Raw genomic sequence first — 13181 nt, 5'->3', positions numbered from 1 at the left:
CGTGATAGAACTCGTGTAGGGGCGTATCGGTCGCACAGCGTGAGCGCACGCAACGACAAGGGATTTATTCAGTGCATCTAATCAAAACGTATGCCCGGACTGTTCTCCGACGCCCTCGCGTGGGTGGCGATTGCCACCTTCGTGGCCGGTGTCGTCCTCGCCGGTCGAAACCGCGATCTCGGACGGCAAGTGACGACGCTCGGGTGGGTCTTATTTGCGGCATTTTGGCTCCAACTCATCCCACACTTCACGCTCGTCCACAAGAGCTACATCGAGGGATTGCTCACCATCGCGGCCGTTCCTGCGTGTCTCTACGCAGGATTGCTCCTCTACCGCGGTCGTGACTCACTGTTTATCCTCTCTCGTGCAGTCGCCGCCATGGGTGTCGTCTACTTACCCTTCGAGACGATTCCTGCATTCACACTTCTCGGAGCGACGATTCCAGCACCTCGCGGTGTGTTGATGGAAACGGTCGCCGCACAGACGAACTTCCTCATCGAACTCCTCGGTTACAATCCCGAGATGATTCTTGGTGATGAAGGCTACCTGAACACGTTCCTGTGGATGCAAGGGAGTCACCGCATCGAGGTTGCCGTCGTGCTTGCGTGTACTGGCCTTGGAAGTATCGCTATCTTCGCAGGGCTCATCGCCGCAGTCGATGCCCCGATGCGGCGCAAACTGCGTGGACTCGCCATCGCGGTGCCCATCATCTACGCGCTGAACCTGTTTCGGACGACGTTCATTATCACGTCGGTCGGCAAGCAGTACTTCCACTTCTTCGTCGATGAGATTCTCTTCCTCTTTGGGTCCTCAGATCCCTATCTGGTCTCGTTCTTTATCTCGGACCGCATCATCAGCCAAGTACTCGCCGTCGTGGCACTCATCGGGATTACGTACCTCGTCGTCCGCGAAGTGCCAGAACTCCTCACGGTCATCGAGGACGTACTATTCATGCTCACCGGCGAAGAGTACGACTTGCGCGCTGAGTTAGGAATCGAGATTCCTGACGATAGTAGGGCGTAGAGCGAACAGTCGTTTTTTCGAAAGTAGTCGTCGCTGAGTCAGTCGAAATCGAACATGTCCGCAGGCGCCCCACCGAGTGCCGTCAACGAATCGGCTTCGACGTGGTGGACTTCTCCCGGGATGATGAGCATGTGGAGTGGGTCGCCGAAATCACGCTCTGCGAGGTCTTTCAAGCGGTCTGCCTCGACGACTGGGTTCGGGCTTCCCGCCCGGCAGACGACGACACCGAGCGCATCTGGGTCCCAGTGTTCTGCAAACAGTTCTGCGGCGTAGTCCGCCGTCATGTATTCGTCTTCGTCGAGTTCGACACCGCGGCGACCCTCCCAGCCGACTTTGATATCTAGATAGACGAGGGTGTGTAGCCCGCGCTCTCGGTTCGCTTCGAGTGACTCGACGACACTCTTCGGAACTGGGTCGCCGCCGTGGACGTACGGGAATGGAAGCGTGACTGCCTTCCCGAACCGGTAGTTCTGGAGTCCGGTGAGGCCGCTCGCGGCAGACTGTGCGGTCACACCATGAACGAGATGCGTCTCGATACCACGCTCTTCTGCACGAAGCCGAAGATCGACGTGCGTCGTCGAAATCATCGTGTCGCCAGCAGTGAGAAAGACGACGTCTTCCGCTTCGGCCGCATCGAGAATCGGTTCGGGGTCCTGTTCGACGCCTGCGCGGTCGCGCACCTCGATATCGATGTCGTGGTACGCTTCGAGGTCTTCGACGGTCGCACCGACGAGATGGCTCGTGTAGAACTCTGCAAACGCACGGTCGGCAGAGGCGAGCGCCTCACGTCCTTCGACGGTGATAGAGCGCTCGTCGTACAGACCGAGTCCAACGAAAGTGAGCATAGGCGATTTCTATCGTGCGAGAGCATAAGCGGCGTGAACTACCGAGGCACGACTACGTGTGTGATACACAGTCAAACTCATAATGGCTGACAGCAAATAGTACCTCGCCATGGCAACGAGTAGTCGTGTCCTTGACACAGAAATCTTCGGTCAATCAGTGGAGTTCGAGTATTCGGAACGGTGGGTTGGGTACTCTCTGTTCCTACTCCGAATCGTGATGGGGTGGACGCTATTCCAGGGTGGGGTTACGAAACTCGTCACCTACCTCGATGCGGACCCGTCAAACAACTGGACCGCCGCAGGGTATCTCGCCAATGCGATTCCTCCAGGGAACCCGTTTGGGGGTCTCTTTGCGGCGATGGCCGGAAGCCCGCTCATCGACATCCTGAACATGTGGGGGCTCACCCTCGTCGGCTTGGGACTCATCGTCGGCGCGTTCGTTCGGTGGAACGCCTTCTGGGGCGCGGTCATGATGCTGTTCTACTGGGCAGCGGCGCTCCAAGGCGGCATCTTGGCTGGGTTCCCACTCGAACACGGATGGCTCGTCGACGACCACATCGTCTACGCCGTCCTCCTCTTTGGCCTCGGTGCCTTCGGGGCCGGACGGATTCTCGGTGTGGATGCCTACCTCGAGAACATGGAATTCGTCCGGAACAACCGCTGGATGAGTTACGTGATGGGCTGACCGCAACAACGTTCGAACTATTTTTTCAGACAGCACTTCCGTTGACCCACGGTTCGGCCACGCTCGCTTGCCACGTCGGCTCTGACCCGACGACGTTAATCTCTGTGGCCTGTTTGTGACGACTAATGACCGACAACCGAGCAACGGTTACCTGTCCAGCGTGTGGCCTCGAAGAGTCTTTCTCAAAACTGGCTCATGCTCGTCTCTTTATCGAAAAGCATCGAGACGAGACTGGCCACGACCCAGTGTGGGAGTTGGGTCGGTTTCCTTCGGGTGTCGAACAGATGGGCGACGAAGCGGGGGTGTGTGGGATTCCGGAGTCGTTTGAGTAGATTTGTTTGAGAACTTGGTGAGTCACGAAAGCGGGTGCGTATGGCGGACTTCGACGCGCTCGCTTCGGGATTTGAGTTTCTCTATTGCCGTTTTTGCGTCTGACCCCCGTGCAAGGTCGAAGTTCCCAAAGACCAAACAGTAGGTATCGACGTGGTTTGGAAGACCAACAAGGCGGTCAATATCATCAGCAATCAGGTCGAATCGCTTCGACTTTTCTCGAAGATACTTCGCGTTCTTGATAAACTTGAGTTCGACTGCCGTTGTCAGGTCTTCGACGTTAAATTTCTTGCTTCCACTTTCGAGTGATAGCGACACTTCGTCTTCGAAAAGAACCAAATCGAGCCGCTTCTGGCTGCTTGCCAACCCGAAATTAGCGCCGCTCACTTCGCAATGCGCTCGGTCGAACTGCTGATTTGACACGATTGCATCGGCGTATTCGCTATGGTCGAGAACTGCACCTCGTGCGTTTCCTGAGTCGTGTGTTCCAAACAGACGGGTCGGTGGAAGCTTGCTGTTGAGTATCCGCTTCAATTCGAACGCCAATTCGGCCTCGACGAGGTAGTTTGCAGGCCGCTCGACGAATTCGCGTTCGAGTTGGTGAATCGAGTCGGAGATGTCCATGTGTTGGGTGCTTTTTCGTGTTTGAAAAAGATGGTTGCAGAAGGGAGGGATTTGAACCTCACTCGCTCCTTGCAGTCGCTCGCTGGTTCAAATCCTCCAGTCGCATATTTATCCGCTCACGAGGGGTCGAGTACACGAGGTACTCGGGGCGTAGTTCGCGGAAAAAGTAAGCCGCCCGTTCGAGGAACACGATATACAACCACCTCGAAAAGCTGAAAGCCGGACAAGTCGTCGATTGTGTCCACGAGCCGACGCGTCTGTTCCGCCTTCTTCGTGATTCCCGTGAGGAGGATACAGGTGACTATACAAGCAACACCTGACCCACTTCACGTACTGTGTCTGGAAACCATCAATGAGTAGTCTCAACTGACCACTGAATTCCCCACGTACACCCAAACAAGACCGCTCACAGAACAAAAGCCTCGAATTGACGCTCATGAAGGCATTCAACGACCTAGAAACGACGCTCATTAGCTTTTTAGATGACATCGTGAGCTGGCATTTTCTTTTTGCGATATGATTTTCAAACAAGAAGGGAATAACAAGTCAACCTTTATATTATATGAATGTAAATTGACAATTGTGGTTGAACGCGTGTCAGTGAACCGAAGGAAAGGCGGGATATTTTTGATGATTGGTATTATATTGCTTTTATCAAGTATTGGGCAGCTCACCGGCTACATTTCTGTGTCTGTACCTCCAGTAGTATATGCCCTTGTGGCAGCTGCGCTATTGTTGTGGGGTACTTATGAGATATTTGTAAATGATTGAAATTCGCTTGGGATAAAAATGAAATAGCCGACTATTTACTGGGACGACGGCCGTGACTTCTGGCTTTCCAAATGGAGGCAGCCAATCAATCTCGACTTTCGATCGGGCAGGTCGTGTGTTCATATCATCACCTCCTTTGCAAAGAACAGAACCCGAACCCACTTGAAACGGCAAGAAGCACTTCTCACACATATTTATATGAGGTGTGTTTTCGAACTTCACAGGCCTTCTAGAGCCCATTGACAACTGAAAGAATCACCAAAATTGACGCGGAAGAAGTTGTTCGCTCACCGACGAAAGCCGTCGCTCAAAATTAATCGAACCGAACGACAGAAATTACGTTTCCTGCCTGCGCGGCGTCAACATCAGTAATGATTGAATAGTGAATAATACTCGGGATGCTACGCCGACAGCTCTTTCGCACGGTCCCCGGCGTGAAACATGATTGCCAACCCAACGAGAACCACGGATGAAACTAGCAATTTATACGTCGGTACGAAATTTGTCGTGATCCCGAGTAACTGATAGGACGCTACCGCGGTTCCAATCATCAACCCGGCCGTTGCTACGTAGATAATAGTCGCAAAGAGTAGTACAGCCACTCCGACGGAAAGTTGGTATGAGAGTTGAGTCATCAGTGGCGAACGAACTCTCTTTGCAGTAGCGAAGCCCACAGGTGCGAACAGTCTCTCGAAGAGCCTCTCAAACGTGCGTTGGTCTACGGTAGGATCGGGTTCTTCTACGCTCGCATACTGCGACAACCACTTCTTGATTCTGTGGACTACAAGACCAGTTGCCGATAGAATTAGTCCGAGTTGCATGATGCTCACGTCTGTAGCGATTACTGGAAGTAGATGATTTCCGGTGCTTCCAATCTCCATACATTATTTACTTTACAAAATCACAAAAGTATTCCCCCAGATTGAGAAAATCTATAGCTAATTTTGCTCAGAAAGCCCCTCTTCTTTGAACACTTCTCGAGCCTGCCGAACTCCCTCTTCCGCATCCCACGTCTCTTCGGTCGGGAAGTAGTGCCGCCATCCTGCCCGAAGCGCTGCGACCAATCCTTCGTCGAGGTCGCCGAGTGGCGACAGCTCATGATGAGCAGTATCGACGGCTCGACTGCCGGGGCCGGGATAGATTCGGATGTGCGTCTGCCACGTGCCAAACAGCCCCTTCTTTCGAAGCGGGTAACTCCCGATTTCACGACGGCCATCCCCCGATTCCAGACCAGCGAGGTTCACGGCAAACATGTGGGCGCGAGCTTTGAGCGCTGCACGAACCTCTTCGGGCGACGAGTCAGTCCGAGACACCCACAGCCGGGGTTTCGAGGTTGAACTGTGGCGTTGTCGAAGAATGAATTGAAGCCGGTGGAGGGGATTGTGAATTGCGGTCACTTTGCTCGCTCCACTCGCGTCGCTCCCTAGTTCAAATCCCTCACGGGGCTACGTTTGAAGCTCACAGACTCGTCGCTTCGCTCCTCGGTTAGTTCGCTTCAAAAAGAGCCGGTGGAGGGGATTGTGAACCACAGTCGCTCACTGTCGTTCGCTCCTTGATTCAAATCCCTCCACGCGAGGCTTCTCAACCTCACTGTGTTCGGTAGAAGAAGCCGGTGGAGGGATTTGAACCCTCGGCCTATTCCTTACGAAGGAATCGCTCTGCCAGCTGAGCTACACCGGCGTGGTGTGCTTCTGAGTGCATTATTTCGTACCCCGGTTACGTAATTAAGACTTGCGAATCGGGGCGGTGAGTGCCCGTCGTCACCACGCCTCGGTGGTCGATTATGGCCGTTTCGTCAGGCGAACGTCGGCACAGACGTTGACTTCTTTCGGGGAGTAGGACCGAACGACTCGCTCTGTGAGAACTTCGACATCGTACTCGGGTTCGGCGGCGGCACGAATCTGCTCCAAGCCCGGACCGAAGGGGTCGTCCACGTGTTGGATGTCGTAGAAGTGGATGATGCACTCGTCGCCAGCGAGTCGAACCGCGGTGTCGAGAAACTCGTTGGCACTGTGTGGAAGGTTCATGAGCAGTCGGTCGGCCCAGCCTTCGTAGTCGTCGGCAACCTCACGCACGTCGCCGTGAATCGCCGTAATTCGGTCGGCCACGTCGTTGCGCTCGGCGTTCGATTCGAGATAGTCGATTGCGGCTTCGTTGAGGTCACAAGCGACGACTGTCGCTCCAGCGGCGGCCGCCGGAATCGAATACGGGCCGACACCAGCGAACATGTCGAAGACCTGCTCTCCCGGCGAAATCTGCTCGATAATCCGGTGGCGCTCGGTGGCGAGACGAGGAGAGAAGTAGACGTTGGCGATGTCGAGGTGGAACTCGTGGCCGTACTCCTTGTGGACCGTCTCGGTGGAGTCGCCCACGAGAACGTCCCAGTCGCGGACGCGGAGTTCGCCTTTAATTTTCGAGGCGCGGTTAACCACACTGTCGGCTTTGAGGTCCGAGGCGACGATGGCGTCGGCAATCTCGCGTGCTTTTTCGGGGTCGTCTTCGTCGATGATGACGATATCACCCAGCCGTTCGAGAGACGGTTCGTAACCGAGAATGTCGGCGGGTGTCGTCTGCGTTTCGCGGCGCGGGGCGTCGTAGGTGACGACTTCTAAGTCGTCGGGGACACGCTCTGAGTCGGTCACGGGAATATAAAGCGCGCCTTCGACGGAGGTAATCCGGTGTGCGTGGTCCAACACACCTGCCTCGACGAGGCGCTGTCGCGTCGCTTCGCCATCTTCGCGGGCAACGCGGACACACGAGACGTTCATACCAACTCCACTTCCTACGTCCGAGTAAGGGTGACGTTTCAAATCTGCCTTATATCCTCCTGAGTGATACGGGAGTAGCTATACGGCATTTCCTCTGCTAATTAATACGCCCGCACTACTGTACCGTAATTGGCCGAGTCTGTGGGCAGCCTCTGACTGGACTGTCGGGTCAGACCCGACTCGACGTGTCCCCTTTGAATCGTGTTAGTTCAGTTCTCAGAGAGGAGTATCGCGTGCAGCGCGAACGTCTCAAATCTCGTCGCTAACTCGCCGTTGACGCGGGTGCCGACTGTCTTTTTCCCGTCTGCGCGAGAATCGATACTCGTGAGTCGTGTCCCCCACATCTTCCAGTCGGAACGCGACCGGCGAAGAGCAATCGTCGTCGCCGTCGCCGTGCTGGTCACAATGTTGGTCGGTGGCGCACTGCTCGTCAGATGGCTACCACTGCTCTCTAATTCGGCCGCACTCCGCGAGTGGGTCCAATCGTTCGGTCCGTTCGCTCCGCTTGCGTTCATCGCCGTCCAGGTGTTCCAAGTGCTGGTCGCACCTATCCCGGGACAGGCACTTGGATTCGCCAGCGGGTATCTCTTCGGCGCGTTTTGGGGGACTGTGTACAGTCTCGTCGGTATCGTTTCGGGCACTGCTCTTGCGGTGTTCATCGCCCGGTATTTCGGCCGCCCGTACGTCGAACGCGTCATCGACCCCGCAGTTCTCACGCGCTTCGACGACCTGACCGCGACACACGGGCTTTCGGTCCTCTTTCTCATCTTTTTGATACCGGGTCTTCCCGACGATGCACTCTGCTTTGCCGCCGGTCTAACGGATATTCCGGTGCGCCGTATCGTCGTCGTGGCAGCGATTGGACGACTCCCCGGATTCCTCCTCGTGAACTACGCGGGGTCGGCGGCGGCCAACAACAATGGCTTTCAAGCAGTCCTTGCGGTAACCGTCCTGTTGGCCGTCTCGGTCCTCGGGTATCTCTACCGCGAGCCATTGCTCTCTCGACTGAGCGAGAAGATTCCGAGTCGCTGAGAGTCTCGATTCGGCGGTAGCATGAATATCGAGGACGTCACAGTTTCTGCTATGTGTGGGGGCATACACCGGGAAACAGAGCAGTATGGCGTTCGTCGCGTGTCAGTAAACACGCCCGTGCCGGACGAACCTGGCCGACCACCGCAGCGACACGAGAGGTGGAACCGATGACGACGAACTCTCCAACGGAGACACCGAACTCTGCACTCGCAGATGCAATCGGCATCGGACAGGGCGAAGTCGTCAGTGTCGTCGGCGCTGGCGGCATCAAACCACTCTTGTATCGACTCACGAACGAACTCGGCGGCGTTCTGACGAGTACGGTGGGAATTCCGATATTCGACGAGTACGTGGCGACGCTCTCAGTTACCGAAGACCCCGTTTCGGCACTGCAACGCGAATCGACTCGCCCACTTGGACTCGTTCCGTCGCGCCAATCGGAGGAACGATATCACGGCTACGAGACCGAGATAGTCGACCAAATCGGGAACGCCACCGACGACGCGGTCATCGTCAAATCAGACGGCGCTCGCTCACGATGGCTCAAAGCCCCCGATGTCCACGAGCCCCAACTCCCCGCAACGACGGATATCGTCTGCCCGCTAGTCAGCGTGAAAATCGTCGGCCAATCACTCACCGAGCGCCACGTCCACCGCCCAGAGCGCGTTGCCTCGGTCACTGGGTGTTCGCCGGGCGAGTCGCTCTCTGCGTGGGACGTTGCGGCGACCGTCACCAGTCACGATGGTGGATTAAAACGAGTTCCACCGACCGCTCGCGTCGTCCCGGTGCTGACGATGGCCGAGTCGCCCACAGAAGAGAAAACTGCTGAACGAATCGCAGAATGGGTACGCGAACACCCCCAAGTCGAGCGCGTCGTCGCCGCCCAACTCACCGAATCGAATCCAGTTGTCAGTGTGTACTAATCTGTTCTCCCCACACCTTGCGTCTTCACCAACCACTCAGCGAGCGGTCTTCCGCCCCGTCAACTTCTCGGGGACGAGTTCGAGCGGAACGAGCTTCAGGTCGGCGATATCCTCGTCGAAGACGCGGAGTGAACGATACACAGTGTTCAGTGTCGTCTCGTCAGGGAGTTCGTCGTCGGGCAATCTTCGAATCGCTCCGCGAGCGATGATACTCCACGAGTCTTCGCCTTCGTCGCCGTAACAGATGAACGTGGCTTCCTCTGTCGAATCGATGAACTCGAACTTCTCGCTTCGCCCGTCGTCAGAGAGTCGAAAGAGAAGTCTCTCACTTTCGTCGTCGTAGTGGACGTGTACGGGAATCGCGTAGGCACGGTTGTCGGCCGCCAGCGAGAGGACACCAGAGTCGGCGTCTTGCAGTCGCATCGCAACCTCCTCGTCGTCCATCCCCACCGTGTAGACGTATCTGACGTTTTCCATGCATGCACTTCGCGCCGATGACACATGAACCGGTGACCCGATTCTCCGAAACAGACTTACTCGATGGGGATTTGGCTCCCACCGTTTCGGTTGTCACTCCCGACGAAGGGTCGTTCGTCGAGGACGAGACAGAGACTGAGCGGTTCGCCATCGCGGAGTACATCGACGGCAACCGGTTCGCTTGGCCGTGTCTCGGTGATGAGATAGCGCATCAACTCCTCGTGGGTCCGAATCGGGCGGCCTTCGATTGCGACGATAACGTCGCCGCCGACGGGGACGCGCATGCCGCGAACTTCGACTGCACTCGAACAGCCACGTAAGCCATCGTCTTCGGTATCGTTTGTCCCGCCGAAATCGACGACGAGGACGCCGCTGGGTATCACAACGTCGTTGACATCTGCAATCGTCGGCGTCACGTCGAGGGTGCGCGCCCGGAGATACGAGTGCCGGTAGCGTCCATCTTCGACGAGACTCGGGAGGATGTGCTGGGCGATGATTGGCGAGACCGCGAAACCGATGTTGTCACCCGACTTCGCTCGGTTGACGCCGACGACTTCGTACGCAGGGCTATCGCTCTCACTTGCGGCGACGACGCCGACGAGCGGGCCACCCGAGTTACCGGGGTTGATTGGTGCGTCGGTCTGGACCACGTCGGGGATTGCAAACCCGTTCGACGTCGGAAGCGAACGATTCGAACCGGAGACGATGCCTGCCGAGATAGACCCGTCGAGACCGAGTGGATTCCCCAGTGCCGCGACGTGGCGACCAGGCGCAGGGTTGTCGATAGCGAGTGCTAGCGGTGATGCGTCGTCGGGGAGTTCGGGAACCGAAATGACGGCCAAGTCAGTATAGGCGTCTGAGCCGACGACGTCGCCGACTCGCCACGACCCGTCGGCGAACCGAAGTTCGACGCGGTCGTCGTCGGTTGCGAGTCGCGCGACGTGTTCGTTCGTGACGAGGTGTTGGTCGTCGTAGACGAACGCACTCCCCGCACCGCCTGTGCTTCGTCGTCGTCCGTTGACGTAGACGGAGACGACTGATGGAATCACCTCACGGTACAATCGTTCGAGGTCGATGTCTGTCATGATACGGCGGCGGCAACGCAGTACAGACCGCACTCGCCGTCGCTTACCTCACGTTAGTGCCGAGCGAATTTGAGCATGTCGCGTGGTGGCACAGGACAATCACGTTGCACTGATACGAAACCCATCCAGTAAACCTACCATCCAGTACCTTCACCGCGAATGGTGTAGAGAAGACTGCCTTTTATTAACTAATGTAGTAAATACCGTACTGACAATGGGAGTATTCGACGTACACGAGGATATGCAGCGACTCATCGACAGCGGCGTCGTCGCGGTGATGCGCGGTGCCGACGCGGACACCATCATCGAAGTCGCTGACGCCCTCAACGACGGCGGTGTGACGGCCTACGAAATCACCGCGGACAACCCGAACGCGATGGACCTCATCAGCGAGGTGTCGGCGTCGTTCTCCGACGACGAAGCAATCGTCGGCGCGGGAACCGTCCTCGACGAACCGACTGCAACGTCGGCGATTCAGGCGGGCGCAGAGTTCGTCGTCGGCCCGAACTTCGACGAAGGCGTCGTCGAAGCGTGCAACCGCTACGGAACGCTCGTCGCACCGGGTATCGTCACGCCCACCGAAGCGGTCAACGCCTACAGTGCTGGTGCTGACTTCGTGAAAGTGTTCCCGGCCTCTTCGTTCGGACCCGGCCACCTCAAGAGCATTCGTGGTCCGCTGCCACAGATTCCGATGATGCCGACCGGCGGTATCGGTCTCGACAACGTGGCTGACTACATCGAGGCGGGTGCCATCGTCGTCGGCGCAGGCGGTGCTATCATGGACGACGAGGCGATTGCGAACGGCGACTTCGAGACGATTACCGAGACCGCACGCGAGTTCTCGAAGATCATCGAAGACGCCCGAGCGTAACGTTCGACAGAACGAGGGCTACGTTTCTTCGCCGTCGCCGAACGCCGTGTAGGGCCGCCGGTGCGTATTCCGAATCAAATCCTCGTCCGAGACTTGCAGACCGAGTTCGTCTAACTCCTCGCCGATTCGACTCAGGTCGTCGCCGTCGATACCGATAGCCTGGACGAGTACGTTTGCCTTGCCTGTCATCACTTCTTGAACTTCGACGACGCCCGGAACCTCAGCGGCCGCCGCGGCGAGTTCTTCACGCTCCGGAATCGGTGCTGTACAGACGATGAGCGTGAAGAGCTGGTACCCGGCCGTCTCGTAATCGACGTCGGCGTGATAGCCGCGAATGACGCCGTCGGCTTCGAGTTGTTGCAGACGGTTTCGAACCGTACTCGCCGAGACGCCGTGTGACGCCGCGATATCGCTCGAAGACGTCTGTCGCGCTTCGGTCTGAAGTGCATAGAGAATGTGTCTATCCAGGTCGTCCAACTCTCGGGTCGTCATTTGACTCTGCGTTCTGGAGCCATCGCATTAACAGTGTTCACACCCTGTTATCGAAACGAGAATTTCACCAGACAATATTGCTCATTCAGCAATGGGGTATATCAAGGAACGGACAACCACCGAGTTTTAGCGTCTGGAGACGCAATCGTCGGGCACAGCTAAATGACCCCTCTCGAGATCGGTCTTCGCCTCGTTGCCGGTGTGCTGCTCATCCTCGCTAACGGCTTTTTCGTCGCCATCGAGTTTGCACTCACCCGTGCTCGCCAGTTCACCGAAGACGAGTTCATCGACGGTGATTCCAGACTCGAACGCGCGTGGGAGATGACACAGGACCTCGAACTGTACCTGACGACCTGCCAGGTCGGGATTACGGCGTCGAGCATCGCCGTCGGTATCGTCGCCGAACCCGCACTCGCCGCACTGTTCGAGCCGCTGTTCGCCGGGTCGGCACTCGCGACTATCGGTGCGGGTGCCGTCATCGCCTACCTCATCATCAACCTCGTCCACTTGACCCACGGCGAGCAGACGCCGACCTACCTCGGTGTCGAGCGGTCCCGAATGGTCTGTCGGTACGGTGCAGCGCCGCTGTACTGGTTCTACGTCGTCATCTCGCCGCTCATCAAACTCGGCGACTGGGTGGCGAAGTGGACGCTTCGACTGTTCGGTATCGAGATGAGCGGAGCGTGGCTCGAAGCCGAAGAAGATGTTATCGAGTCACGGGCGCAACTGCGTACCCGACTGAGTTCGCTCTTGGAGCGCGGTGAAGTCTCCGGCGAGCGCCACGACGAAGTGCTGAACGCACTGGAGGCCGGGACTACCCCGGTGAGCGACGTGATGGTCTCCGAATCCAACATCGTCGCGCTCTCGACTTCCTGCTCGGTCGAAGAGAACCTTCGCCGGGTCTCGGAGACGCCGCACACTCGCTATCCGCTCTTCGGCGCGGATTCTGAGGAGTTCGAGGGTATCGTCTACGTTCCGAGTGTCGTGGACGAGATTGACGAGTTGAAAGAGGGAACGGCGGACTTCGCGTCTATCGCTGCCCCGCCGATGACCGTCTCGGCGGACACCTCTGTCAGCGACGCTATCGACCAGTTCCAAGCAGAGCGGCAGGAACTTGCACTCGTGATGTCGGACGGAGAGGTCGTCGGTCTGGTCACCGTCACCGACGCGCTCGAAACCGTCATGGGTGAACTCGAAGACCCACTGGACAGACCGGCGAGTTCGACGCGCTCGACGGGGAGTCACGCCTAACTTC

Annotated in this window: 15 protein-coding genes and 1 tRNA gene; 7 read left to right on the top strand and 9 right to left on the bottom strand. The window is 57.2% G+C overall.

What is annotated here, in order from left to right:
- Nucleotides 1–90: 90 nt before the first annotated feature.
- The gene (artA, locus tag ACK509_RS04335; RefSeq protein ID WP_410765264.1) at nucleotides 91–1023 is read left to right on the top strand and encodes an archaeosortase A; all 933 of its coding nucleotides are present in this window, start codon (nucleotides 91–93) and stop codon (nucleotides 1021–1023) included.
- Between the two features lie 38 nt (nucleotides 1024–1061).
- Here artA and dph5 read toward each other — a convergent pair whose 3' ends face one another.
- The gene (gene dph5 / locus ACK509_RS04330; RefSeq protein WP_410765263.1) at nucleotides 1062–1868 is read right to left on the bottom strand and encodes a diphthine synthase; all 807 of its coding nucleotides are present in this window, start codon (nucleotides 1866–1868) and stop codon (nucleotides 1062–1064) included.
- A gap of 157 nt (nucleotides 1869–2025) precedes the next feature.
- Between dph5 and ACK509_RS04325 the strand changes: the two genes are divergently transcribed.
- Complete coding sequence (locus ACK509_RS04325) at nucleotides 2026–2553, top strand: DoxX family protein (RefSeq protein ID WP_410766247.1); 528 nt, start codon at nucleotides 2026–2028, stop codon at nucleotides 2551–2553.
- 125 nt (nucleotides 2554–2678) lie between these two features.
- Nucleotides 2679–2885, top strand: a complete 207-nt coding sequence (locus tag ACK509_RS04320) for a hypothetical protein (RefSeq protein WP_410765262.1) — start codon at nucleotides 2679–2681, stop codon at nucleotides 2883–2885.
- Nucleotides 2886–2907: 22 nt separating this feature from the next.
- On the opposite strand, the gene ACK509_RS04315 is transcribed toward ACK509_RS04320, so the two are convergent.
- The 5 genes from ACK509_RS04315 to ACK509_RS04295 form a co-directional block, all read right to left on the bottom strand.
- Nucleotides 2908–3507 (bottom strand): hypothetical protein, encoded by a 600-nt coding sequence (locus ACK509_RS04315; RefSeq protein ID WP_410765261.1) that lies wholly within the window; start codon nucleotides 3505–3507, stop codon nucleotides 2908–2910.
- A 1172-nt stretch (nucleotides 3508–4679) separates the two neighbouring features.
- Nucleotides 4680–5159 (bottom strand): hypothetical protein, encoded by a 480-nt coding sequence (locus ACK509_RS04310; protein WP_410765260.1) that lies wholly within the window; start codon nucleotides 5157–5159, stop codon nucleotides 4680–4682.
- A gap of 57 nt (nucleotides 5160–5216) precedes the next feature.
- The gene (locus tag ACK509_RS04305) at nucleotides 5217–5591 is read right to left on the bottom strand and encodes a hypothetical protein (protein ID WP_410765259.1); all 375 of its coding nucleotides are present in this window, start codon (nucleotides 5589–5591) and stop codon (nucleotides 5217–5219) included.
- A gap of 294 nt (nucleotides 5592–5885) precedes the next feature.
- Nucleotides 5886–5958: transfer RNA gene (locus ACK509_RS04300), tRNA-Thr, on the bottom strand.
- 101 nt (nucleotides 5959–6059) lie between these two features.
- A complete protein-coding gene (locus ACK509_RS04295) occupies nucleotides 6060–7046 on the bottom strand; it encodes a class I SAM-dependent methyltransferase (protein ID WP_410765258.1) in 987 nt (328 codons plus the stop codon).
- 324 nt (nucleotides 7047–7370) lie between these two features.
- On the opposite strand from ACK509_RS04295, the gene ACK509_RS04290 reads away from it, so the two are divergent.
- Complete coding sequence (locus ACK509_RS04290; RefSeq protein ID WP_410765257.1) at nucleotides 7371–8078, top strand: TVP38/TMEM64 family protein; 708 nt, start codon at nucleotides 7371–7373, stop codon at nucleotides 8076–8078.
- A gap of 167 nt (nucleotides 8079–8245) precedes the next feature.
- Nucleotides 8246–9001, top strand: a complete 756-nt coding sequence (yqeC, locus tag ACK509_RS04285; RefSeq protein WP_410765256.1) for a selenium cofactor biosynthesis protein YqeC — start codon at nucleotides 8246–8248, stop codon at nucleotides 8999–9001.
- A gap of 36 nt (nucleotides 9002–9037) precedes the next feature.
- On the opposite strand, the gene ACK509_RS04280 is transcribed toward yqeC, so the two are convergent.
- Complete coding sequence (locus ACK509_RS04280) at nucleotides 9038–9478, bottom strand: pyridoxamine 5'-phosphate oxidase family protein (RefSeq protein ID WP_410765255.1); 441 nt, start codon at nucleotides 9476–9478, stop codon at nucleotides 9038–9040.
- 56 nt (nucleotides 9479–9534) lie between these two features.
- On the bottom strand, nucleotides 9535–10566 hold the full coding sequence (locus ACK509_RS04275; RefSeq protein WP_410766246.1) for a S1C family serine protease: 1032 nt from the start codon (nucleotides 10564–10566) through the stop codon (nucleotides 9535–9537).
- Between the two features lie 211 nt (nucleotides 10567–10777).
- Between ACK509_RS04275 and ACK509_RS04270 the strand changes: the two genes are divergently transcribed.
- The gene (locus ACK509_RS04270; RefSeq protein ID WP_410765254.1) at nucleotides 10778–11434 is read left to right on the top strand and encodes a bifunctional 4-hydroxy-2-oxoglutarate aldolase/2-dehydro-3-deoxy-phosphogluconate aldolase; all 657 of its coding nucleotides are present in this window, start codon (nucleotides 10778–10780) and stop codon (nucleotides 11432–11434) included.
- A gap of 18 nt (nucleotides 11435–11452) precedes the next feature.
- Here ACK509_RS04270 and ACK509_RS04265 read toward each other — a convergent pair whose 3' ends face one another.
- Nucleotides 11453–11926 carry an Lrp/AsnC family transcriptional regulator gene (locus ACK509_RS04265; RefSeq protein ID WP_410765253.1) on the bottom strand — a complete coding sequence of 158 codons (474 nt, stop codon included), beginning with the start codon at nucleotides 11924–11926 and terminating at the stop codon, nucleotides 11453–11455.
- A gap of 162 nt (nucleotides 11927–12088) precedes the next feature.
- On the opposite strand from ACK509_RS04265, the gene ACK509_RS04260 reads away from it, so the two are divergent.
- On the top strand, nucleotides 12089–13177 hold the full coding sequence (locus tag ACK509_RS04260; RefSeq protein WP_410765252.1) for a CNNM domain-containing protein: 1089 nt from the start codon (nucleotides 12089–12091) through the stop codon (nucleotides 13175–13177).
- The last annotated feature ends 4 nt before the right edge of the window (nucleotides 13178–13181 follow it).

The sequence above is a fragment of the Haloferax sp. DFSO60 genome (assembly GCF_046557615.1).
Classification (GTDB): Archaea; Halobacteriota; Halobacteria; order Halobacteriales; family Haloferacaceae; genus Haloferax.
The sequence above is the reverse complement of the archived record's forward strand: the minus strand, read 5'-3'. Positions and strand labels throughout refer to the sequence as shown.

What these genes read in the sequence shown, in the direction of transcription:
- ACK509_RS04280 (WP_410765255.1), bottom strand. Translation starts at nt 9,478, where the DNA reads ATGGAAAACGTCAGATACGTCTACACGGTGGGGATGGACGACGAGGAG.
- ACK509_RS04295 (WP_410765258.1), bottom strand. Translation starts at nt 7,046, where the DNA reads ATGAACGTCTCGTGTGTCCGCGTTGCCCGCGAAGATGGCGAAGCGACG.
- ACK509_RS04320 (WP_410765262.1), top strand. Translation starts at nt 2,679, where the DNA reads ATGACCGACAACCGAGCAACGGTTACCTGTCCAGCGTGTGGCCTCGAA.
- yqeC (WP_410765256.1), top strand. Translation starts at nt 8,246, where the DNA reads ATGACGACGAACTCTCCAACGGAGACACCGAACTCTGCACTCGCAGAT.
- ACK509_RS04310 (WP_410765260.1), bottom strand. Translation starts at nt 5,159, where the DNA reads ATGGAGATTGGAAGCACCGGAAATCATCTACTTCCAGTAATCGCTACA.
- ACK509_RS04265 (WP_410765253.1), bottom strand. Translation starts at nt 11,926, where the DNA reads ATGACGACCCGAGAGTTGGACGACCTGGATAGACACATTCTCTATGCA.
- dph5 (WP_410765263.1), bottom strand. Translation starts at nt 1,868, where the DNA reads ATGCTCACTTTCGTTGGACTCGGTCTGTACGACGAGCGCTCTATCACC.
- ACK509_RS04260 (WP_410765252.1), top strand. Translation starts at nt 12,089, where the DNA reads ATGACCCCTCTCGAGATCGGTCTTCGCCTCGTTGCCGGTGTGCTGCTC.
- ACK509_RS04315 (WP_410765261.1), bottom strand. Translation starts at nt 3,507, where the DNA reads ATGGACATCTCCGACTCGATTCACCAACTCGAACGCGAATTCGTCGAG.
- ACK509_RS04270 (WP_410765254.1), top strand. Translation starts at nt 10,778, where the DNA reads ATGGGAGTATTCGACGTACACGAGGATATGCAGCGACTCATCGACAGC.
- artA (WP_410765264.1), top strand. Translation starts at nt 91, where the DNA reads ATGCCCGGACTGTTCTCCGACGCCCTCGCGTGGGTGGCGATTGCCACC.